The following is a 22,172-nucleotide window of genomic DNA, read 5'->3' as shown; positions in this document are numbered from 1 at the left end:
TGTAATGTTTTTATTTATAATGACATTTCGGGTTTTTATGCATCGATTGAATTGTGATGTTTTTGTTTGTAATGACATTTCGGGTTTTTATGCATCGGTTAAATTGTGATGTTCGTTTGCAATGACATTTCGGGTTATTATGCATCGGTTAAATTGTGATGTTTTTATTTGTAATGACATTTCGGGTTTTTATGCATCGGTTAAATTGTGATGTTCGTTTGTAATGACATTTCGAGTTTTTATGCATTGATTGATTTATGATGTTTTTGTTTAGACGCATTACGTTTTACGTTTCACGCATTACGTTTCACGTTTTACACAAAACAAAAAAAGGGCTATCTACATCACTTGTAGATAGCCCTTTCTTACTATAATAATGGATTATTTCACTTGTTCATCAGTAAGTTCAAATCCCCAATCTTTTCCTTTCATTGTAGCAGGTACACCTTTTACCATCCAAACCGGTGCTTTACCGTCTTTTAGATAATAATCAAAGAATTGTTGTTGGCGAATTTGGATATCCTTTCTATTCTGACGTTTCATCAAATTGTGCTCATCTCCGTTGTAATTCAACATCCAAGCTGGTTTTCCTAAACGACGTAAAGCCATAAACATTTCAATTCCTTGGTACCACGGCACAGCTCCATCGTTGTCATTGTGCATAATTACCACGGGGGTTTTCACATTTGGCATATTGAATAAAGGCGAGTTTTCAACGTATAAGTCGTACCCTTCCCAAAGTGTTTTACCAATTCTACTTTGTGTTTTCTCATATTGGAATTGGCGACTCATACCACTTTGCCAACGGATACCTCCATAGGCTGATGTCATATTTACCACTGGTGCTCCTGACCACGCTGCAGCATACATATCTGTAACCGTGATAAGGTGTGCCACTTGATAACCACCCCAGCTTTGTCCTTGAATAGCAATTTTATCACCATTCACCCAGTTGTTCTTTTTCAAATACTCAACCCCAGAGTTGATATACTCCTCTGCTGATTTACCCGGATGTCCGTCAACATAACTAACGTCTGGTGTAAACACTAAATACCCATTACTTACAAAAAACGGAATATTCAAACGTGATGGCGTTGGTGCTGGCGACTCATAACGATGTAGGTTGTCAGACAACTTTTCGTAGAAGTATACAATCATCGGATACTTCTTCGCTGGGTCAAAATCCTCTGGTTTAAACAACACTCCCGTTGCCTCATTCCCCTTAGGTGTAGTCCAATGAACTAACTCATTTGTTCCCCAGTTATACTCACTTTGTTGTGGATTGATAGCTGTTAGTTGCACTGCATTTTTCAAATCCTTAGTGATGTATAAGTTGTTAGACTCTGTAAACGATCCTTTTAAATAACCATAAACAGCCGCGTCTTTTGCTTTAAATAACGAGCTAAAACCACTATAAGGTTGCATTGTAACCAATTGTGGTGCTTTCGCACTCTTCACTTCCGTTGTAAAGTACCCCGCCTCTTTTGTATTCTCATTAAAAGCAGCTAAGATTAATTGCTCATTTCTACTGAAAGAACGTTTATCATCTTCTACATTTAACAAGTCAAAAGCGATATTATTCTTACGTCCGTATCCGTTAGTAACCATTCTTGGCGCTTTATTACTCGACAAGAAAAACTCCCAAATATCAAAGCGGTCGCGAATTAAAACAGACTCATCGTTGTCTGTCCACCCTTGAATACCATAAGAATACGCATTATCAGGCATATCAAATGTTTCATCTGCAAACGATACATTAAGCCCTTTATTTAGTTGTTTCGTTACTTTTGACTTCACGTCATAAGCATACCAATTACCTTCTGCATTGTTGTAATACACTACGGCATTCCCCTTTGGAGAAATACGTGCTGAACCAGGTAAATCAGCCACAACCTCCGTTTGTTTACCTGTATTTACATCAACGATATAGTATGAACGTACCCCAGAAATATCCCACTGTGTAGAAACTCTATTTCCGAAGTCAGAACTTGAGAAAACGATGTTTGCATTTCCCTCATCTACCAATTGCGTACTATTCACTCGCTCATTAGCCAAAGCGACAATACCCGCTTTTGTTTTCAAGTTCATTGAAGCCATAAACGACTTTTTCAAATCTCTATCTAAATTAGCCAACTGCTGTGGTTGCACGTAATCTTCGTTAAAGTGCCAAATATCCACTATCGCGTGGTCATCAGCAATAAGCGTTGTATCCTTAGCAATCGGTTCTGGCGCAATACCAATAAACATACGTTGCCCGTTTTTGCTAAATCTCGGTTTATAGTTTTCAGACAATACCCACTTAGCAGGCATTCCCTTTGTTTTGTCATTTGCTAAAACCGTAGCCCCTTTTGTCAAATCACTGTAATAAAGCGTGTACTTTTTAACCAATACTTTCTCTTCATCCTCAGTACCTACAAAAGCCAACTGCTTTCCTTTATCATCAAAAGAAAACTGTGTGTACTTCCCTTTTCCTTCCAAAAGAGTTGTTACTTTCTTTGTTTTTAAATCAACAACGAACACACCAAAAGGACCTTTTGCCTCTTCAACAACCTCCTCTTTTTTCTTGTCTTCCTCTTTTTCGTTAACTACAACTGCAACTTCTTCTGTTGTTTCAGCTGTTTTTTCCTCCTTAGCGTCGTCTTTCTTATCCTCTTTCTTCTTAGCATTTGGATCCTTTGTTACAAACACTAAATACTGTCCCTCACTATCAAAGTAGTAATCACTTACATTGTTATACGTAATCTTTTCACCTGTTTGTAGGTTTTCCAACACCAAGTCTAACGGAGTATCTTTACCCGCTTTTTTAGCTGGCTTTTTGTCTTTAGACTTTACTGTGTCTTTCACAGGTTCTAAAAGGTAAGCTAAGTGTGCCCCTTTTTTCTCAGGTACTTTAAACGACTTAACATTAGCGTATTTTACTAATGCTCCCGTTTTTAAGTTGTAAATACCCAATGAGTCCTTTGCAATCTCATCTTCTTTCTTCTTCTTTGTTTTCACCGCTTTTAAGTCGGCAAACGTCGGTCTAATTGCAAAGACAGAATAATCAGAACCACCTGTAAACACAGGCTTCTCTCCTCTATTTACAGTTAACTTCTTCGATTTATCTGTCGTTTCTATATAAAGTGTTTTGTCGCCTTCCTGTGGATTCACAGCATACAAAACCCATTGTCCGTCATTAGAGAAAGCTCTCGCTCCTATATTTTGCCAACCATCATAAACAGAATGATCAAGTGGCTTCTTTTGTGCTTGTGTCGTAAGTGTACTCAATACAAAAACACCAAGTCCAAGTTGCTTTAAAAGCGTACTCATTTTACCTGTCTGCTTTGATTGAATTGTTTGTTTGAATTTCATATTATGTTTGTTAGGAGTGTGAAAGTTACCTTATTTTTCCACTTTTGACAAGAAAACACTAATATTAACATTCATACACTAAGTTTTAGTGGCTCGAAATACCCATAAAAAAGCTACAATAAACCACAAAAAAAAGGGTATCAATAACGACACCCTTTTCTTAAAACACCTATTATAAGTGAATTACTTATTTCTTTAATTCTGCTAAAAACGCTTCAACATCATTGTCAAAAGTTGTTTCTTGCATCAATTCCAATGCTAATTTAGTCATCTTTTTAAAGTGTACTTTTGAGAAGCTTCTACCTCCGAAACTCGCTTTACAAAAATCACCAATAATACCAAATACACCATTTACCTCTTCTTGAGTTACTTCTTTCTGATCAGCAAAACGCCCTCTCAAAACAGCAGCACCAACGTAAGCTCCGATTTTAACTACTAAATCAGTATTTAAAATTTCTTTCTTATCTGCTAAGTAAAACAGCTCATCTAAATTCTGATGAATCAATGTTTGAATATCCATAGTTCTCTTGTTCCGTATTATAACTGCAAAGGTAAAAAGAAAACACAAGAATCATAGACTGTCGCCTTGTAATTTTAAGCAGAACACTGCGCAACACCTTATAAACTGACAAGTATTAACAGTAAACTACTCATTATTACAATAACACCTAAAAAGAAGTCCTCCTCTTATCGAATGACTTTCACTGAAAAAAGAGTATAAAAAAACAGCAGTAAACATTTGCTTACTGCTGTTCTATTTTTATCTATAATCCTCACATATAATCAGATTAGTCAATATCGTCTTAAAGCTCAATATTGTACAACTTCATTTTGTTGTAAAGTGTTTTTCTGTCAATTCCCAAAACTTGTGCAGCTTTCGTTTTATTGAACTTTACTTTCTCTAAAGCTGTACGAATAGCTTGCTCTTCATTTCTTGATGAAAACAGCTTTAAATCGTCTTCTGGAGCATCATTACTTACAGATGAAGTAACAACACTTGTCTCTGCTCTCGGATTTAAAATCTCCTGTGGCAAAACGTCTTTTTCAATAACCTCACCTCTTGTCAATAAAACAGAACGCTTGATAATGTTTTTCATCTCACGCAAGTTTCCAGGCCAATCGTATGTTAAGAAAACACATTCTACTTCAGAAGAAAACTTCTTCACTTGTTTTTCTAATTCGTGATTCGACTCTTCTAAGAAATGCTCAGCGAACATTAATATATCAGAACCTCTATCTGCTAATCTTGGAGCAACAATACCAAACTCGTTTAAACGGTGGTATAAGTCCTCTCTAAATTCTCCTTCGCGAACCGCCTTTGGCAAGTCCTCATTAGTAGCTGCAATAACGCGAATATCCACATCAATTTCATTGCTACTTCCTACAGGTTTCACTTTTCTCTCTTGCAAAGCACGCAGTAATTGCACTTGCACTTCATACGATAAGTTACCTACCTCATCCAAAAAGATCGTACCGCCATTAGCCGCTTCAAAGTGTCCTACTTTATCCGTAACAGCGCCAGTAAACGAACCTTTGATATGTCCGAAAAACTCACTTGACGCTAAATCCTTAGGAATAGCTCCACAGTCAACTGCGATATACGGCTTGTCTTTACGCTTGCTCTTTAAGTGAATTGAATGGGCAATATTCTCCTTACCTGTACCACTATCTCCGATAATTAAAACAGACATATTTGTTGGTGCAACTAAGTCGATATACTCGTGTAATTGTTTAGAAATACTACTCTCTCCTCTAACGTAATCTAACTCCTCTTCTGTATCGTCAGTCGTTTCAGAAGTAGTTTTAGCAGTTGTCGTTTTTACCTTTGCTTTACTTGTAACAACCTCCCCGCGCTCTATACTTGCTTTACGCTCAAGTGCTTGTTTGATTGTCATCAAGATTTCATCCGGATTAATTGGTTTGGCAACATAATCAAATGCGCCTAATTTCATTGCATTTACAGCCGTTTTAATCTCAGTATATCCTGTCATCAAGATAACTTGTGCTGTTGGACAATGCGATTTAATATATTTCAACAATTCTAATCCATTACTATCAGGCAAACGAACATCCGTTAAAACAATATCATAGCACTCTTTATCAATAGATTGCTCGGCCTCCGCGCTACTAAAAGCATTGGATACTTTATACCCTTTTTTAGTTAAAAAAGTTTTTAGCATTTCGCAAAAAGGAACATCATCATCTATAACCAGAATCTTGTGACTCATATTTTCTATTTTTAGGTCCTAATCGCAAATTTAATATTTTTATTACTCACAAACCAACTGCTTCATCACTTTTACCTATATAAACAGTAAAAGGGAGCCTAAGCTCCCTATTTACCAGAAGATTTCTCTTCTTCACCTTACTAACGATCTAACCTGTTACCTTTCGATAACATAATTTTTTAAACAAACACTTTATTTTCTTTTTCAAAGCCGAAGATTATTGCTAATCTTCATTTTTTAATAACACCTTACGTTAATTATAATAGTAAATATTGTGCCATTTTTCTCATTCTATCACCTTATTTAATTATTTTATTAATTATCAACAACTTACGATATTCCACAAAAAAGCAATCCCCAGCTTTCCACAGAAAACGGGGGATTATATTGTGTAATGTTTCCACACTTGTTAGAATGGATACCCAATTGCGAAGTTAAACATCAGGTTATCTTTTCGCCATTGGCTATCTCCAAATCGTATATCGTCAACAACCCAACGCTCACCTGACTTATTGTAAGGGATACGCAATGGGAAAGCAAAGTCAAGTCGCAATACCAAAAAAGTAACGTCAAATCTCAAACCTGCTCCTGCGCCTACGGCAAAATCGTGAATGAAATTACCACTAAACTTACCTCCTGGTCTGTCAGACACATCGTTTAAATTCCATATGTTACCCGCATCTACAAATAGTGCTCCGTGTACAATGCTAAACAATTTCTTTCTATATTCTAAGTTCATCTCAAGCAACATATCTCCTGATTGGTCTGGAATAAACTTGCTATTTGTTGTATTTGGATCAAAGTTACCTGGTCCAAGAGTTCTTGCTCTAAAGGCTCTAATACTGTTAGACCCACCTACAAAAAACTGCTTAGTATAAGGCATATTCTTTGAATTTCCGTACGCTACACCAATTCCAGCGTGCACTCTACTCACTAATTGAGACGTTCTACTCAACCTCAAATAATGTCTAAAGTCGTGTTCTGTTTTCACATATTGACTAAACGGAACCCCTAATACACTTTTCTCTTTGTCTTTATCTACGTTTGCCCCCATCAGTAATCCTGTGATATTTCCTGATAAGTCCAACGATCCTTTATAATAGAACGTATGCTTTTTAAACTGACGTGCTGTATTGGTAAACGTGTAAGAATAAGTAGGTCCAAATGTCAACTGCTTGTCTAAAATACGCTGTAAGGAAGGATTACCCTCTGCGTATTCTTTATATAGATCAGTAACATCACCCGGGCTTACATAATTCGCCTCAATCACGTTAAACTGGTGTTCTTTGTAAGCATTCTCTTTCCACAAATATCCCCACGATGCCTTAAACGACTTCAATGAGTACAACTGTGTTCTATGTAAATACTCCCCTCCTAATACAGCTCTTGTTTTTGGAATATACGCACTTGCCGACTTAAAATCCCATGGCGCTATAATCTTAGGCCACGTTAAACTCGCTTCTAACCCCGCCTTGTAAACATTGTAACCTTTGTTTGTAGACGACATTTGAAAGTCCGCTCCACCGTAAGCAGAAACTGAAAACACCTCAGCACCTCTAAAGAAGTTTTTATTGCTCCAATTCAAGTTAAGCTCCGCACCGTTATAACTTGCTGAGTTTGTCTTTCCAAGCAACTCAAGGCGAATGGCCTTAGGTTTGTCTGGTGTTAAGAAGTAGTAAGCATTCAACTTGTGGTTTAGCGTATCTGAAATCTCAAACTGATTCTTCACAAACTTAAACACTCCTAAACTCACCAATCGGTTTAGCGATAAATTATGGTCATTTCTATTATACGTCTCCCCATTTTCTAAGTGAATGGTATGGTCAAAAATAGAAGGCTTAAACTTTTCTTTCGGATCCACGATCAAGAAGTCTTTGTACTCCTTAGCCGTTTCTAATTGCTCCTTAATATTCTTGTCCTCCAGCGTATAATCTGAAAAAATAAAAATCTTATCTATGGTGTATGGTTCCAATGCCAACTTTGGCGTTGCGTCTTTTACTCTCAAACGCAAGTCCACCTCGTGTTTTCCAACCGTACTATCCACTTGAACCAACAGGTGGTCTGGACTAAAAAAGTAGTATCCTTTATTCTTTAGGTAATTGTCAAAACGAACACGTTCATCCTTGATATTGTCTAAATCGTATGCTCTCCCCTTTCTTAAACGCGTAAAACGCATTGCCTTAGTCAGCCATTTGTTTAATTCAGTCGAGTCTTGTGCAAAAGTAAACTCGTGTATTTTGTACTGTTGTTTAGGCACAATCGTATAATCTACACGTCTTTTCTTTTCAGAGACAACCACAGAGTCAGACGATACCTCAACGTTGAAATACCCTTGATTCTCTAACCTATTCGATAAAATAGCGCGGTTTTGGTCCATATCTACTTGGTCAATCAACACAGGCGGTTGCCCCATTTTGTTTCTCAACCATCGTCTCAATTTATTAGTCTTATCTGGGTTACCCCCTAAATTGTAGAAAAACAACTTTGGATGCATTCCTAAAAAAGACGAATTGGGAATAGGGCGTAATAGGCCCTGCAAGCCATCTGCCATTTCCGACTTCTGACTCTTGCTTAAGCTATCACTCTCTATGATAATCTTTCCCCCTGTATATAAATATTCGTTCTCTTTTAAATGACGTGTTGCACTACAAGAAAACAAAAAAGCAAAAACAACACCACCTGCTAAAATATGTGTAAACCTACTTTTCATCTTTAACTTCATCTCTCAGTCGTTTTTTTAATTGTCTTTTATCTCTTGAATTTTCAAATAGCTCTTTAAACTTCTCGTAACTCATCGTTATAATAAATCCTACCCCTGTTTCTACAATCTGCCCTTGTAAGGCAACCTCATATCTATTTTTGCGGTACACACGCATTAGGTAACGCCCATCTTTAGACAACGCATACTCTAACTCAATATCCCCAGCAATATTATTTGCCTGTTCATTCTGACGTTGGTTTCCTTCTACCTCAAAACTACTTCCAACCGTTACTTTAAGTCTATCCGAGAACAAACGCTTAGAAACTGCCACGTTTAAATCCGTTCTATTCTCTCTATTTCCAGATGAGAAATCCTCACTTGACTCCAAGTTAAAGTTTAGCTCCACTCCAGAAATAAGATTACTCGCCAAGTTGTTCAACTGATCTGAAAGCAATCTACTCACACTCTGACGTGCCATAGCCCCTGCTGTCATTCCACCCGCGCTACTTTCAAACGGATTCTCACCAATAAATCTGTTTAACAACAACAAGGCAAACACCTGCTTGTTCATTTCAGACTCATTCGTTCTCAACTGTTCTAACTTGGTTTTTGTGTTGTTAATCACATCACCAGAAACACTTGTAATGCCCTCTTTCAAGCGCAAGTCAAACGATATCTCTGGTTTCAACAACTCCCCTTCCATTTTCAAAAGAGCCTGGAACGGAATACGCTGTTTGTACATATTCTGTTGCGTTGGCGAAAGACCACTTAACTGTCCTCCTAACAAGTCCATAGGCGCTGTACTTGTTTCGTAAATCGCCGTTAAGTTCAACGTAGCATCAGTAGGATCACCTGCCCAAATAATATAACTACCCTTTTCAACCTCAAAACGACGTTTTAGCATATTAAAAGACAAGTCGTACGCTCCTTCAGAGAACTCATATCTACCAGCCAATGTTACCTTACCAGACGGGTCAATCCCTCCAACTAAGTCAGCATTTCCTTTCAGCAATATCTTATCTCCACTTGACTTATCCATCACCATTGTAAAAGCCGCATCTTTGTCCACTTTAATAGCCAAAGAAACATCCAATCCTTTCAAAGCAGAGTTGTTAAAATCATCCTCGTACTTCTTCATCTCCGCCACTTGCAAACTCTCTTGATCAACAAACTCTACGATTCCCTCTCTATCCGCAATACTCGGATCCTCTTGCGGCATTACAAACGTAAAGTCGGTCTTTTTACCAATCTCAATTCCCCCTGTAACCACAGGTTTATTCAAATCACCTTGAATCGAAATACGCGTATCAAACACCAATGTTCCGTAGTACATATCGTTGTCCTTCACGGTTGAATTAACCGCTTTAAAGTCTAACGCTGTAATCAACAAATTAAACTTAAAGTCTTGGTACGCCTTAGTCAATATCTGACCATCGATCACTAATAAGTTACCATCCACATCTGTGATACTAAACTTATCCAGCTCAATACCCCTATTTGTAAACGATATCTTTTCATTAATATTTTTAAAATCCGCATTCAAGTCATTTACGTGTAACCCAATGTTATTGAAGTTCAATGCCCCTAAAACACGAGGATCATCAAACTTACCACCCACATTCAGTTTCCCGTTAAAATACCCTTCAGCATTTGAAATATGTTCCTTTGCAAAATACTCAAAAGCATCCATTTGAAGCTTAGCCAAATCAATGTCTAAACTCATCTCATTAGTATCTGCATCTGCCCATCCGTCTAACTCAATTCTATTGTCGCCTCCTTCTAAAACCACATCTGCTAAGAACTTGCTCGCACTTTCATTTTTCACACCAACGTGTAAATTACCCATTGCAATCTCCATTGCGTGTAAGTCGCGAATATCAATATCAGATACAAATCGCATATCCGTTGTCAAGTCTTTCAAATTCACCTCACCGTTGATGAAACCACTTGCCAATAGCACGTCTTTCTTCACCATTTTAGTCAGCGTTTCAATGCTAAACTCGCTAAACTTGATACTAAGCGGACTATTCACTTTCTCTTTCTCTGATTCGATGATAAGGGCACTTTTCCCTTGTGTCAATACGAAATCCTTCACATAGAACCCTTCTGGTTTAATCACAAAACGGTTATCTGGATTCACATCCCACTTCGCGTAATCAAGCATAAACCCATTTGGGTACAACTTCATCACCATATCCTTTTCATTCATTGCCAGTTCACCCGAAATAACATAACACAACGCACCCGCACTATCTTTCAAGTTCAAGTCATACGCCAATTTGTTATCCTGTACAGCCCCTTTCAAGTTCAAGCGTCTTAACCCAATACTCGCATTGGCAATTCGCTCTACACTAAAGCTATACCCCAATGCAGTATAATATGGTTTTACATCAACACTAATATTTGTAATCTCATTATCGCCATATTTCAAAAGCGGAATATTCCCTGTTAAACTAATATAGTTTGAATCAGCATCGTATTTTCCACTAAACGCAATCGGTTTAATATCCGTTAACTCAGGAACTATCTTGTGAATAATCGGATTATCCTTTACGTTAATCGTGTACGTAAAATGTTGGTTATCGGCTTTATGTTCCTCTTCCTTAACTGGTTTTTCTACCTCGCCATCGCTATCAAAATAATGCGCAATTGTCTTTCCAATCTTATCACCTAATTCCGTCAACTTATACTCCCCTTTGATGTTGAAATCAATCAACTGAGAAGTCAAGTTCATCTCTCTATACGCCTCCTTAGCCGTTGCTGTCAGCTCAATTGGCAATAGCGAATACGCGCGTTCTGCAGAAATAAAGTTCACGTCTTTCAAACGCAATTGTCCGTCTAAATCATCAGGCATTACGTTATTCATCTTCGCATCCACCACCGCAGAGAACACGGCAGGTTTATCTTCGATATGTAACTTATGTAAGTCGATATGTTTAAAATCACCCAACATATTCAAGCTAATCCCTTGCTCTGTCCACACTCCATCCGCTTGCAAGTCAAAAGTCAGGTTAGGATCATTGTTCACAGAAGTAACCTTATACTTTCCGTTTTCAACCGCACCATCCACTTTAAGATTGTTATACGTATACCCATTAAACTCCGCTTTAGCCACATCAATCACAGCAGTAGCATTAGCAGAAGTAGGTTCAAAGCTCGTTCCATCCGCTTGAATACGCATTGTTAAGTTGCCAATAGAATCGTTTTTAATCAAACTACCCACTTGCAACTCTTTCACGTCCGCTAATAGCGAATACTTCTCTTTTCCCTTTCTACGTTGGTCTAAAGAAGCCTTCAAATCCACATTACCAGCCGTTGTTTTCAACGCCAATTGGGTTTGAATAGCCTGCATTCCCCCTTTCACAAAACCGTTTAAAGTCATATGAGCAGGAATCTGAATATTATCAGGAACCACACCTTTAGGCGCTACCCCCATAATATCCTTAGCCGATGTTTGTACTTTGTTTATTTTTAAATCAACGATTGTCTTTTCCGGAACTGGTAATCCTTTAATTCCCCCTTGCACATTAAGCACAGTAGATTGCAAACCAGTAACCATTAATTTATCAATCGTTAGGTCGTCAACCACCCCTTTTACCTTTGCATCAAACGTACACGTCTTGTTGTTCATTCCCTTCAAACCAGCCTCATCAAAAACAGTAGGCATTGCTAAATACACGTCTTGTAATCCTAAATGAGAATCCTCAATAGTAGCGTCAATCGACATATTAGCAATATCATCCACTAATTTATTAACATCAACATAGTTTAAAATAATATTTGACTTTATGTGTGTATTAGGCGTTTCAAGAACAAAATCTTTAATAAAAGCCGTTTGTTCACCGTACAAGAAATACGTCTTAAAATTGTCTAATTTTAGTCCACTTTGCTCATTAAAAGAAAAGCGTTCTAAGTTACCCACGATATTCGTCGAAGAAAACTGGAAGTCTTTCAACTTGAAGTTCAAATCCGTAATTTCAATGTGGTTAGGGTCTAAACCAAACGCCACTGGTTTCACGTTTGAATCGTCATATTTCACGTTAATCTTGTTCAACGCTAATTCCTTAATACCCAATTTCCAAGGCACCTCCTCTGTTTTCACCTCCTCAGCAGCAGGTTCAGCAGTAGTAGTGTCCTCTTTCTTTTCAGCAGTTTTAGCCTCTTTATTAGGCAACAAACGAACAACACCCGTTGTATCGTCCAGTTTTATCTCGTTGATATCTATCTGTTGATTAACCAAATCAAGACCGTCAAAACTCGCTAAGAACTCGCCAAGAGTTAATTTAGCATACATTTTATTGTCTGCATCATCAAATAAAACCTTACTGTTACTCAAGGTAATTGTACCCAAATTAAGCGTAGGTAAAGCAGTAGGCGTATCCTCACTCGCCTCCGCGATCACCACCTCATTTGCCTTTTCGATACTTGCCAAAGAAGCAGGTAATTTCTTATAATCAACGTCCACTCCATCGATAGCAATCTTAGGCAAAGCAAACTTCATCTCGTCTAAATCGAATTGTTTAAAACGCGTAATGAATTTGTTTAACCCAAACTTCAAATGATGTCCGTCATACTCATCATGAAAACTCAATTGTACTTTGCTCAGGTTGATTTCTCCCACCTCAATTTTCATTGACCCACTCTCTTCCTCCTCCTTATCGTCTTCAGAAGCAAAAGCATCAATAATATAATCAAAGTTGAACTTTCCTAAGCTATCGCGGGTAATATTCGCTTTAAAATCATCTAACTCCACCTTACTCACATCAACAGTGCTTGAGATTAGCTTAAACAAACTAATATCAACCCCCAAATAATTTGTGTATAGTAACGTGTCTTTTTGTTGCGACTCTAAGTAAAGTCCTTTCACAACAATTTTCTTAGGGAAAGCAATTTCAATGCGATCTAAGTGCACAGGCGTACCAATCTTATCTTGCACAAAAGTAATGGCAACATCCTTCACCTTATTTTGAACATAAGGAACTTGAATGGCAACAATGACTAATAGCAGTAAAACAAGGACAGACACGAATATCCACCCTATGATTTTCCCAATTTTTATAGATAATTTCCCCAACGTTTATTTTTTAACATCAAAAATAACAAAAACCATCCCATTTATAGTGTTTATCGCTGTTTAAATTAAAATAATTCTCCTTTTTTTTAGCAATGAAAAACGAACAAGCACAACGTCTTATAATTCGCACAGTAAAAATCACTATTTGAGAATAAACTACAACCATTTAAAGATATAACAAGTAATACAAATTAACACATACCTCGATTAAACTAAGCAAGACAACATTGCTATCGTGATGTTAGTACTAATTTTAGTTCACTAATGATCTATCTCCTTAATGAGGAAATAATAAATAAAATTGAAATACCCGAAGATTTGAAAAATAACACTTTGGAATGCGCTTGTAACCTTAAACACCTTTAAGCCGAGTTTTAAACGGACTATGTTCGAGACATCTACCACACAAGTACCAGATTAGTTCGGAAAAACGCCTTTTTCTCGAAGGTGTGTGGTAGTAATGTGGTAGCACTGTGGGATATGAGTCAAACAACCCTGTATTAATACGGCTTTAAGACCTGTTTAACCTCATAAAAAGAGGTTGTTTTATATTAGAAGTAACGCTAAAAAGAATAGTAGAGTTTTGCGGTTATAAGCACAAATGGAAAGGGGTAAAAACAAAAAAATCTCCCTGATGGAGATTAACTGATATAATAAAAAGATGGCAAGCTACCTACGTCGCACCGCTACAACCACATACCTTTGCTGCGTTCCCACCCTGGAGGAGTCTGCAGGAGCTGGTCGCGTAGGACTTGCCACTGCAAATATACAACCATTTTGGAGTAATGAAAACAAAATTGAAAATATCGTACAAATAAAAAAGTAACTCCCTCTACCTCAAGAAAATCAAGGGTTAAAAAAAATATTGGATTGTAGATAATATAGTCAAAAAAGCCCGTATTTGGTAATAAATACGCCAAGTGGTCAATCTAAAAACAATCGTTTATCATTAAAAACTACCTTATGTTCTATTAGGATATACTCCTAAAAAATTCGCTAATTGCCCTTTTTTGAAAAAGCCAATAAAGTAATACGCTAAAAACCGTAAGACTATCAAACAATAAAAAGTAGTGAATGTTTTTTTAAGAAAGAAAACAAGATAACATATTTCGGTTATCAATTGGAAAGGGGTAAAAACAAAAAAATCTCCCTAATGGAGATTAACTGAGATAATAAAAAAATGGCAAGCTACCTACGTCGCACCGCTACAACCACATACCTTTGCTGCGTTCCCACCCTGGAGGAGTCTGCAGGAGCTGGTCGCGTAGGACTTGCCACTGCAAATATACAACCATTTTATATTTCTGCAAGTCTTTTCTACTTTTCCGATAAGATTTGTATATTGTATTAAAATTAAAAAGACGGATGAAAAATTATAATATTCTATTTCCCATAGCCTTAGGCTTTGTTTTAATGAGCTGTTCGAACAATAAAAATTTAGAGAAAAATGTTTTTTCTATTGATACGACGCATTTAAAACAACTTTATGCAGGAAATGAAGACCTAAAATTGTCATTAAAAACAACTGATAACGCCGAAATTGATTCTGTTGCTTACTATTTAAACGACAAAAAAATAGCTACTGCAAAGAATAATGAGGGGCTGAATTACAACTTAGCAAACGAGAAATTGGGCGAAACAATCATCAAAGGAATAGCGTATGCTGACGGACAACAAAAAGAGGTGACTACTAAGATTGAGGTAACTTCTCCTGTTACGCCGGTTGCTTATTCATACAGAATAGTAAATACCTATCCGCACGATCAAGAAGCTTACACACAAGGGTTGGAGTTTTACAAGGGTACAATGATTGAAAGTACTGGTAATGGTGAAGGTGGTGGAACGGCTATCAACTACCAAGGTACTGGTAAAAAAGGTGTGTCAAGTGTTCGCCACGTTGATTATAAAACAGGACAAGTAACAAAAATACACAAGTTGCCAATGGAAATCTTTGGTGAAGGGTGTACTATTTTAAACGATAAACTGTACCAATTGACTTACCAAAACAAGGAGGCTTATGTGTATAATCCTGAAACATTGGAGAAAATAAAAACATTGCCTTACTTCAAAAATATGGAAGGTTGGGGATTGACAAATGACGGTACGCATTTATATATGACGGGTGGTGATGAAACGATTTATAAAGTGGACCCAGAAACATTTACAGAGGTTGACCAAATCAAAGTTTACATTAACAGAACGGCTGTACAAGGAGTAAACGAATTAGAATGGGTAGATGGTAAAATCTACGCAAATGTTTACGGTCAAAACGCAGTTGCTATTATCAACCCAAAAACGGGAGCAGTAGAAGCGATTGTTGATGTGAAAGAATTATTAGACAAGACAACGTATCACCAAGACCGCGATGTTTTAAACGGAATAGCTTATAATCCGCAAACAAAAACATTCTTCTTAACAGGTAAAAACTGGGATAAGATGTTTGAAATCGAAATCATTAAATAGATTATTTCCTATATAAAAAGCCTCAATAACACGATTTGTTATTGAGGCTTTTTTTTGCTCTTTTATACTTGAGTTATTGTTGCTAATAATCAAAATTAACACAGTTGGCATCAGGCGTACAATCCCCTATTCATACAAGCTAACCCCGTTTACATCAGTGGTTAGCACATCCGACATATAGTCAAAAAACGGACGCATTGCCTCAAACGTTTTAATCACTTCATCCGCAAAACCCGGTTTTAATATCTCTTTATCTGTAAATGAACGCATAACCAAAAACTGCTTCTTGCGCAATAAGTCAATGGCAGGATGCTCTTTGTCAAATCCCTTAGGACAAGTTTTCAATTCCTCACCTACTAAATCGCCAAAATACGCTTGAAAACGCTTGTCTTTAATAATATCGCGCAACTCACTATCATCCATTTCAATCTCCTTTCGAATACGCAATAAGTCCTCCTTATTAGGTTCCCAAAAACCACCACCAACAAAACTCTTTCCTGGCTCAATATTGATGTAATACCCTCCTCTTAACAACGGTTTATTACGTCCTAAGTGTAAACCGAAATACGTTTTATAAGGTGTTTTATCCTTAGCAAAACGCACATCTCTATAAATGCGATGAACGTGAAACAAATCCACCCCATCGTGCTGTTGCATCGTTTCATACACCTCTTTAAAGAAGTCTTTCACCTCTGCAAATAGCTTGTCGAAATACGGTTTATTGTCTGCAAACCAAGGCTTGTTGTTATTCTGACTAAGCGTTACCAAAAAATCTAAGTGTTCTTTCTGTAGCGACTTCATATAAATGATTTAAGTGTTTTCCAATGATTTAATTTGTCTTGCAAGCTCATCCTTGCATTAGCCCCGCTGGGCGATGGCATTGTTACAAAGGTAATACCTTCTATGGTACCAATGTACTTTTTGAAATACTGTGCTGCCTTTTGACTGGAGAATACAATGGTTTTTATTGTAGGATACACTTTTAGCAAGCCCACAATATCATTAGGCACCTCTCCTTTGATCTTACTGTCTAAGCTTCCTTCCCGTTCACACGACTGCAAAACGTCCCACAACGCAATTCTGTGTCGTCTTAACAATTCCTTCTTTAGCTCGTAATCAGTAGTCATTTCTTCTTCAAACACCCCAAATAAGATAGGCCAAAAGGCATTTTGTCTATTGCCGTAATACTCTTGTCCCTCTAACGACTTCACACTGGGCATCGTTCCAAGCACAAGAACAGTAGCATTATCACCTATCAACGGTTCAAAAGAAGCAATACGCATTTCATTCTTCATACCGATAAAGATAGGTGTTTTCTGAAATAGTCCCCAAAAAAAACACATCTTAGAAATAATATGCCAAAATAAGACAAACTACGTAAAACATTGGCAACACAAAACAACGAACAAACTATCAATCAACACGATGAGTTAAAATTTTTATAATTTTCATAGTGTTTTTTATAACTAAAAAGAGAAATAAATAATTTTGCGCAAAATAAAAACAAAACACACTTTAATAGATAAAAAGCCAACATATAGCACAATAACATCTATTAAAAGTATAAAACAACATAATAACAAAACAAAAACTTAATATTTACGCTATGATTAAAAAACAATTATTTTTCTTTGGTTTGACAATGTTATTAACCTTAGGAAGCTGTAGTAAAGGAGATGATAACAACATCGTAAACCCAGAGCCACACAAAGGAGCACCTATATCAGCACCTATCGCTCCTCCTACAAAAACACAACAAGTTGACTTGGTAAGAGAAATTCAAATTACCAATAACAAAGCAGGAAACGTAACAACTTCAAAAACTGTTTTCACTTACAATGCTGACAATACTTTAAACACTGTAAGTGGATTAAAAACAAGCCCTTCTTTTGGTGCTGAGGATATTCGCTATGTGTACAGCAACGGAAAGGCAACTGCTTTTGTATCACAAAAAGGAATTAAAGGAGAGGATGTGTACGAATTTACTTTAGCCCCAAATGAGAAAAAAGCCATCTCATTAAAGGTAACTTTAGCTGATACAGAGGATACGAACAGACGTTACGACTTCTCATACAACGAGCTAAACCAACTTGTAAAAATTGAAAATACAAGTGACCTTAATCACGATATTGAAGAGTATATTTGGGAAGAAGGAAATCCTTTAAAAACAAAAGGGCGTACACATATATCAGATTCTTATAGAAAATCGGATGTTTTAAACAATAGCAATATTGATTTAAACGTACTTATTGCAGGTTACCCTAACTTCATTAACCCAAGATACGCTGCTATTCAGGGATTATTAGGTGTAAAAGCACCTAACTTATTACAGCAATATGAAACATCTCGTAGAAGATTCTCTTATACGTATCAGTTAAATGAAAAAGGAGCTGTATCTCAAGTGGTGAGAACAATATTCCACAAAGATGAAAACGTAACTGAAACAACCACATTTGACATCAAATACTAAGCGTATTTCAGTTTACCATAAGCAAAGTCCAACTACATTTAGTTGGACTTTTTTTAGTTATCACAACTTATTTTGCTCATTTACAGACGTAAAATTATGCTTAAAAAGAGTTTATTGTTCAAGTCTTAAACAGCAGTAAGCTATGAAACAACACATTACAAACCACATACACAAAAACAGCCTCAAACGCACATAGATAAAGGATTATTAGTAAATTTGCCCCACTTAAAAACACTTATTAAATACACCACAAATGTCATTTGCAATAGGAATCTATATACCGGTTTCGCCCGAATACGTTTTAACACCTACTGTCATTTACGCTGATAAACTAAGCGGAATATATTTTGAAACTGATAACGATAAATTTGGAAGAGTAACCTTTCAAGGGTTAGACTCGATCAAGGTTTCAAGAGGAGAATACTTACCTTTCGGACAAAACATTACATCGGCTACAGACGAAGTCGTTTGGATATACAAAATAATCAACTCTTCTTGGTTAGGAGAGCGTTACAACTACGAAAAAAAACACTACGGTACAGAATACGAATTTGGTGGAAACGTAACGGAAATGCTAACAGATTACTCTCATTACATTTTCCAGTTTCACGACCAATTTATTGAAGTTATCGCTAAAGGCTTTTGGTATGAAGTGGCTGACGAATGTTTGCTAAACAAACCTTTACAACCGGGACATCCTTTCTTAGAGTTGCCAAAAGAAAACACCTCAACTATTCTTGTACGAGGATTGGCTACAGAGGTTACAAAAACAACAAAATCAGAAGACGAGATATTGAGTGACGCACAATTGTGTTCTCAACGCTTAATCGACTTCAGCATTCAAATAGGAGACAAACCAAAGGTGGACAATACCTTATCTGTATTTATGCGAAACGGAGAACCTGTAAGCGTATTGAAAGGATATTTCTCTGCTACACCTATTGAGTTTCCAGGAATTGCTACTTTAGAAGAAGCAAGACCATACATTGAGAAATATATGCTTGAAATAGTGAATAGACGTCAGAATATGGGACTTAACTAAAAGCCCTGTCTAAAACTATATAAAGACTATCGTGTTGCCTTATTTCGTTTATTCTTCGCTATTAGAAGGTAAACGAAATGAGTAACAATAGTCAACCCTCCCCCTCCTAACAAGAAAAACATAAATATACCTAAATCCGGCATACCACAACGTGGCCCATTAGGCAATACATCAAGATAAAACAAAGGCGGTATCACAAAGATATACATCACTAAGATTAGTGCAACTACTGCGTGTTTCCATAATCGCAATCCCTTTGCGTCTAAAAGCACACTCAGTACAAGTTGCATTATCCATATCCCTACAACGGTAGCTATCATCATTTGATACCAATTTTAAAGTCAGAATAAAAATAATAATTCTCAGTAAAACAGCCTAATAAAAATTACTTCTGTCCTTTTATAAAATATAATGAGCCGAATAGCTTAATTATTCGGCTCATACCCTTCTCTCAAAAAAGTAAGTAAACAAAAAAAGCCGAGTCTATAACAGACTCGGCTTCCACTTTATAACAATTAAATGTCGGATATCCGATTATTTAACTTCTTCGTAATCTACATCTTGCGTACCATCAGCATCAGCACCTCCTTGGTTTGGTTGCGCTTGTTCAGCACCACCTTGTTGTCCTTCAGCTTGCGCTTTGTACATTTCCTCAGAAGCAGCTTTCCAAGCCTCGTTAATTTTGTCTAACGCAGGTTGAATAGTAGCAACATCTTTAGTTTCGAAAGCTTTTTTCAATTCCTCTAAAGCACCTTCGATGTTAGATTTATTGTTTGCAGATAATTTATCTCCAAATTCTTTCAATTGTTTTTCCGTTTGGAAAATCATAGCATCAGCCTCGTTGATTTTCTCAACAGATTCTTTTGCTTTTTTATCAGCATCAGCATTAGCTTCAGCCTCTTTTTTCATTCTTTGGATTTCTTCTTCAGTTAATCCAGATGAAGCCTCGATACGGATATCGTGAGATTTACCTGTTCCTTTATCAGTAGCAGATACTTTGATAATACCATTCGCATCAATATCAAAAGTTACTTCAATTTGAGGCACTCCTCTTTGTGCTGGTGGTAAACCGTCAAGGTGGAAACGACCGATAGTTTTGTTATCGTTAGCCATTGGTCTCTCTCCTTGTAATACGTGGATTTCAACCGATGGTTGGTTATCCGCAGCAGTAGAGAATACTTGAGATTTTTTAGTAGGAATAGTAGTATTCGACTCGATTAATTTAGTGAATACACCTCCCATAGTCTCAATACCTAATGAAAGTGGCGTAACGTCTAATAACAATACGTCTTTAACATCACCTGTTAATACCCCACCTTGGATAGCAGCACCAATAGCTACAACCTCGTCTGGGTTAACACCTTTATGTGGTTTTTTACCAAAGAATTTTTCAACTTCTTCTTGGATTCTCGGGATACGAGTAGACCCACCAACTAAGATTACTTCATCAATATCAGATTTAGATAATCCAGCGTCTTTTAATGCTTTCTCACAAGGGATCATTGAACGACGTACTAAATCGTCAGATAATTGTTCAAATTTAGCTCTTGTTAAAGTTTGCACTAAGTGTTTAGGTCCAGAAGCAGTAGCCGTAACATAAGGTAAGTTAATCTCTGTTTGTGTAGCAGAAGACAACTCAACTTTAGCTTTCTCAGCAGCCTCTTTCAAACGTTGTAATGCCATAGCATCTTTACGTAAGTCAACACCTTCAGCAGCGTTAAACTCATCAGCTAACCAGTTGATGATTACGTTGTCAAAGTCATCCCCACCTAAGTGAGTATCTCCATTAGTAGACAATACTTCAAACACACCATCACCTAATTCAAGGATAGAGATATCGAAAGTACCACCCCCTAAGTCATATACTACAACTTTTTGGTCTTTTCCTGTTTTGTCTAATCCGTAAGCTAACGCAGCCGCTGTAGGCTCGTTAATAATACGTCTTACTTTTAATCCTGCAATTTCCCCAGCTTCTTTAGTAGCTTGACGTTGTGCATCGTTAAAATATGCTGGTACAGTGATTACTGCTTCAGAAACTTCTTGTCCTAAATAGTCTTCAGCTGTTTTTTTCATTTTTTGCAAAGTCATTGCAGAAATCTCTTGAGAAGTATATAAACGTCCGTCGATATCTACACGAGCAGTGTCGTTGTCTCCTTTTAATACTTTGTAAGGAACAGCGCTAATTTCGTTAGAAATTTCACTGAATTTTTCTCCCATAAATCTCTTAATAGAAGAAACTGTTTTTGTAGGGTTAGTTACCGCCTGACGTTTAGCAGGGTCACCAACTTTAATTTCTCCACCTTCTACGAATGCTACTACTGATGGTGTAGTTCTTTTACCTTCTGCATTAGGGATTACTACTGGCTCGTTACCTTCCATTACTGAAACACATGAGTTTGTAGTTCCTAAGTCAATACCGATTATTTTACTCATAATATCTTTATAGTTTATTTTTATACAATTTGTTCATTTCTGAGCTTCAAGCTCGGTTACTATTAAACAATCTCTGTGCCAACACAAAAAAATGACACTTTTCAGCCTTTTAAGACAAATACTCGCATTTTAATATGTCAGATTGTCATTTTTGTTACTATTACTTCATTAATTACAGCCCATTTCGTCAGTCTAACGCTGACAGCAATCTGCTTGAAATTCCACCAATAAACGGTAGATTTCCCTCTTTTGTACTAAGAACAGGGAATATTGACGTTAAAAAAACCGATTATTGAGGCAATCGTTTTGCTGTATAACGAGTATATGCCGTGCTTTCTGTAGATAAGTTTTCATTAGAATAGGCAACACGTGTAGATGCATTGCCTTGTGTAGATACCCGTTTATGAGAA

12 protein-coding genes and 2 other RNA genes are annotated in these 22,172 nt (G+C 36.9%); 4 read left to right on the top strand and 10 right to left on the bottom strand.

The features are described from left to right. Positions 1-381: 381 nt before the first annotated feature. Complete coding sequence (locus AABL81_RS12900; RefSeq protein WP_341341251.1) at positions 382-3,351, bottom strand: S9 family peptidase; 2,970 nt, start codon at positions 3,349-3,351, stop codon at positions 382-384. 182 nt (positions 3,352-3,533) lie between these two features. Between AABL81_RS12900 and AABL81_RS13575 the strand changes: the two genes are divergently transcribed. Continuing rightward, positions 3,534-3,716 (top strand): hypothetical protein, encoded by a 183-nt coding sequence (locus AABL81_RS13575; RefSeq protein WP_410505317.1) that lies wholly within the window; start codon positions 3,534-3,536, stop codon positions 3,714-3,716. A 438-nt stretch (positions 3,717-4,154) separates the two neighbouring features. On the opposite strand, the gene AABL81_RS12890 is transcribed toward AABL81_RS13575, so the two are convergent. The 5 genes from AABL81_RS12890 to ffs (AABL81_RS12870) all read right to left on the bottom strand — a co-directional run bounded on the left by AABL81_RS12890 (position 4,155) and on the right by ffs (AABL81_RS12870) (position 14,631). Next, positions 4,155-5,579, bottom strand: a complete 1,425-nt coding sequence (locus AABL81_RS12890) for a sigma-54-dependent transcriptional regulator (RefSeq protein WP_158210482.1) — start codon at positions 5,577-5,579, stop codon at positions 4,155-4,157. Between the two features lie 409 nt (positions 5,580-5,988). After that, positions 5,989-8,301, bottom strand: a complete 2,313-nt coding sequence (gene tamL / locus AABL81_RS12885; protein WP_341341250.1) for a translocation and assembly module lipoprotein TamL — start codon at positions 8,299-8,301, stop codon at positions 5,989-5,991. Continuing rightward, positions 8,279-13,354, bottom strand: coding sequence for a translocation/assembly module TamB domain-containing protein (locus AABL81_RS12880; RefSeq protein WP_341341249.1), 5,076 nt, complete (start codon positions 13,352-13,354; stop codon positions 8,279-8,281). The genes tamL and AABL81_RS12880 overlap by 23 nt, the downstream gene beginning before the upstream one ends. 659 nt (positions 13,355-14,013) lie before the next feature. Further along, positions 14,014-14,112: signal recognition particle sRNA small type (gene ffs / locus AABL81_RS12875), an RNA gene on the bottom strand. 420 nt (positions 14,113-14,532) lie between these two features. Then, positions 14,533-14,631, bottom strand: an RNA gene (gene ffs / locus AABL81_RS12870) — signal recognition particle sRNA small type. 88 nt (positions 14,632-14,719) lie between these two features. Between ffs (AABL81_RS12870) and AABL81_RS12865 the strand changes: the two genes are divergently transcribed. Beyond that, positions 14,720-15,817: a glutaminyl-peptide cyclotransferase gene (locus AABL81_RS12865; protein ID WP_341341248.1), complete on the top strand. Its 1,098-nt coding sequence runs from the start codon at positions 14,720-14,722 to the stop codon at positions 15,815-15,817. Between the two features lie 126 nt (positions 15,818-15,943). Here the strand turns inward: AABL81_RS12865 and AABL81_RS12860 are convergent, their stop codons facing one another. Continuing rightward, positions 15,944-16,618, bottom strand: coding sequence for a DUF2461 domain-containing protein (locus tag AABL81_RS12860; RefSeq protein ID WP_158210478.1), 675 nt, complete (start codon positions 16,616-16,618; stop codon positions 15,944-15,946). Next, positions 16,615-17,112 carry a DNA-deoxyinosine glycosylase gene (locus tag AABL81_RS12855; protein ID WP_341341252.1) on the bottom strand — a complete coding sequence of 166 codons (498 nt, stop codon included), beginning with the start codon at positions 17,110-17,112 and terminating at the stop codon, positions 16,615-16,617. The genes AABL81_RS12860 and AABL81_RS12855 overlap by 4 nt, the downstream gene beginning before the upstream one ends. A 311-nt stretch (positions 17,113-17,423) precedes the next feature. On the opposite strand from AABL81_RS12855, the gene AABL81_RS12850 reads away from it, so the two are divergent. Continuing rightward, on the top strand, positions 17,424-18,287 hold the full coding sequence (locus tag AABL81_RS12850; protein WP_341341247.1) for a DUF4595 domain-containing protein: 864 nt from the start codon (positions 17,424-17,426) through the stop codon (positions 18,285-18,287). 253 nt (positions 18,288-18,540) lie between these two features. Next, positions 18,541-19,329 (top strand): hypothetical protein, encoded by a 789-nt coding sequence (locus AABL81_RS12845; RefSeq protein WP_341341246.1) that lies wholly within the window; start codon positions 18,541-18,543, stop codon positions 19,327-19,329. A 26-nt stretch (positions 19,330-19,355) separates the two neighbouring features. On the opposite strand, the gene AABL81_RS12840 is transcribed toward AABL81_RS12845, so the two are convergent. Next, positions 19,356-19,652: a hypothetical protein gene (locus AABL81_RS12840; protein WP_341341245.1), complete on the bottom strand. Its 297-nt coding sequence runs from the start codon at positions 19,650-19,652 to the stop codon at positions 19,356-19,358. A 211-nt stretch (positions 19,653-19,863) separates the two neighbouring features. Beyond that, positions 19,864-21,762: a molecular chaperone DnaK gene (gene dnaK, locus AABL81_RS12835; protein ID WP_341341244.1), complete on the bottom strand. Its 1,899-nt coding sequence runs from the start codon at positions 21,760-21,762 to the stop codon at positions 19,864-19,866. Positions 21,763-22,172: the final 410 nt, after the last annotated feature.

Origin of the sequence: Myroides sp. C1519 (assembly GCF_038039755.1) — a bacterium.
In the GTDB taxonomy this organism is placed as follows: domain Bacteria; phylum Bacteroidota; class Bacteroidia; order Flavobacteriales; family Flavobacteriaceae; genus Flavobacterium; species Flavobacterium phaeum_A.
The sequence above is the reverse complement of the archived record's forward strand: the minus strand, read 5'-3'. Positions and strand labels throughout refer to the sequence as shown.

Coding starts and splice junctions, on each gene's coding strand:
- AABL81_RS12900 (WP_341341251.1), bottom strand. CDS start 3,351: ATGAAATTCAAACAAACAATTCAATCAAAGCAGACAGGTAAAATGAGT.
- AABL81_RS12890 (WP_158210482.1), bottom strand. CDS start 5,579: ATGAGTCACAAGATTCTGGTTATAGATGATGATGTTCCTTTTTGCGAA.
- tamL (WP_341341250.1), bottom strand. CDS start 8,301: ATGAAGTTAAAGATGAAAAGTAGGTTTACACATATTTTAGCAGGTGGT.
- AABL81_RS12865 (WP_341341248.1), top strand. CDS start 14,720: ATGAAAAATTATAATATTCTATTTCCCATAGCCTTAGGCTTTGTTTTA.
- AABL81_RS12860 (WP_158210478.1), bottom strand. CDS start 16,618: ATGAAGTCGCTACAGAAAGAACACTTAGATTTTTTGGTAACGCTTAGT.
- AABL81_RS12855 (WP_341341252.1), bottom strand. CDS start 17,112: ATGAAGAATGAAATGCGTATTGCTTCTTTTGAACCGTTGATAGGTGAT.
- AABL81_RS12850 (WP_341341247.1), top strand. CDS start 17,424: ATGATTAAAAAACAATTATTTTTCTTTGGTTTGACAATGTTATTAACC.
- AABL81_RS12845 (WP_341341246.1), top strand. CDS start 18,541: ATGTCATTTGCAATAGGAATCTATATACCGGTTTCGCCCGAATACGTT.
- AABL81_RS12840 (WP_341341245.1), bottom strand. CDS start 19,652: ATGATGATAGCTACCGTTGTAGGGATATGGATAATGCAACTTGTACTG.
- dnaK (WP_341341244.1), bottom strand. CDS start 21,762: ATGAGTAAAATAATCGGTATTGACTTAGGAACTACAAACTCATGTGTT.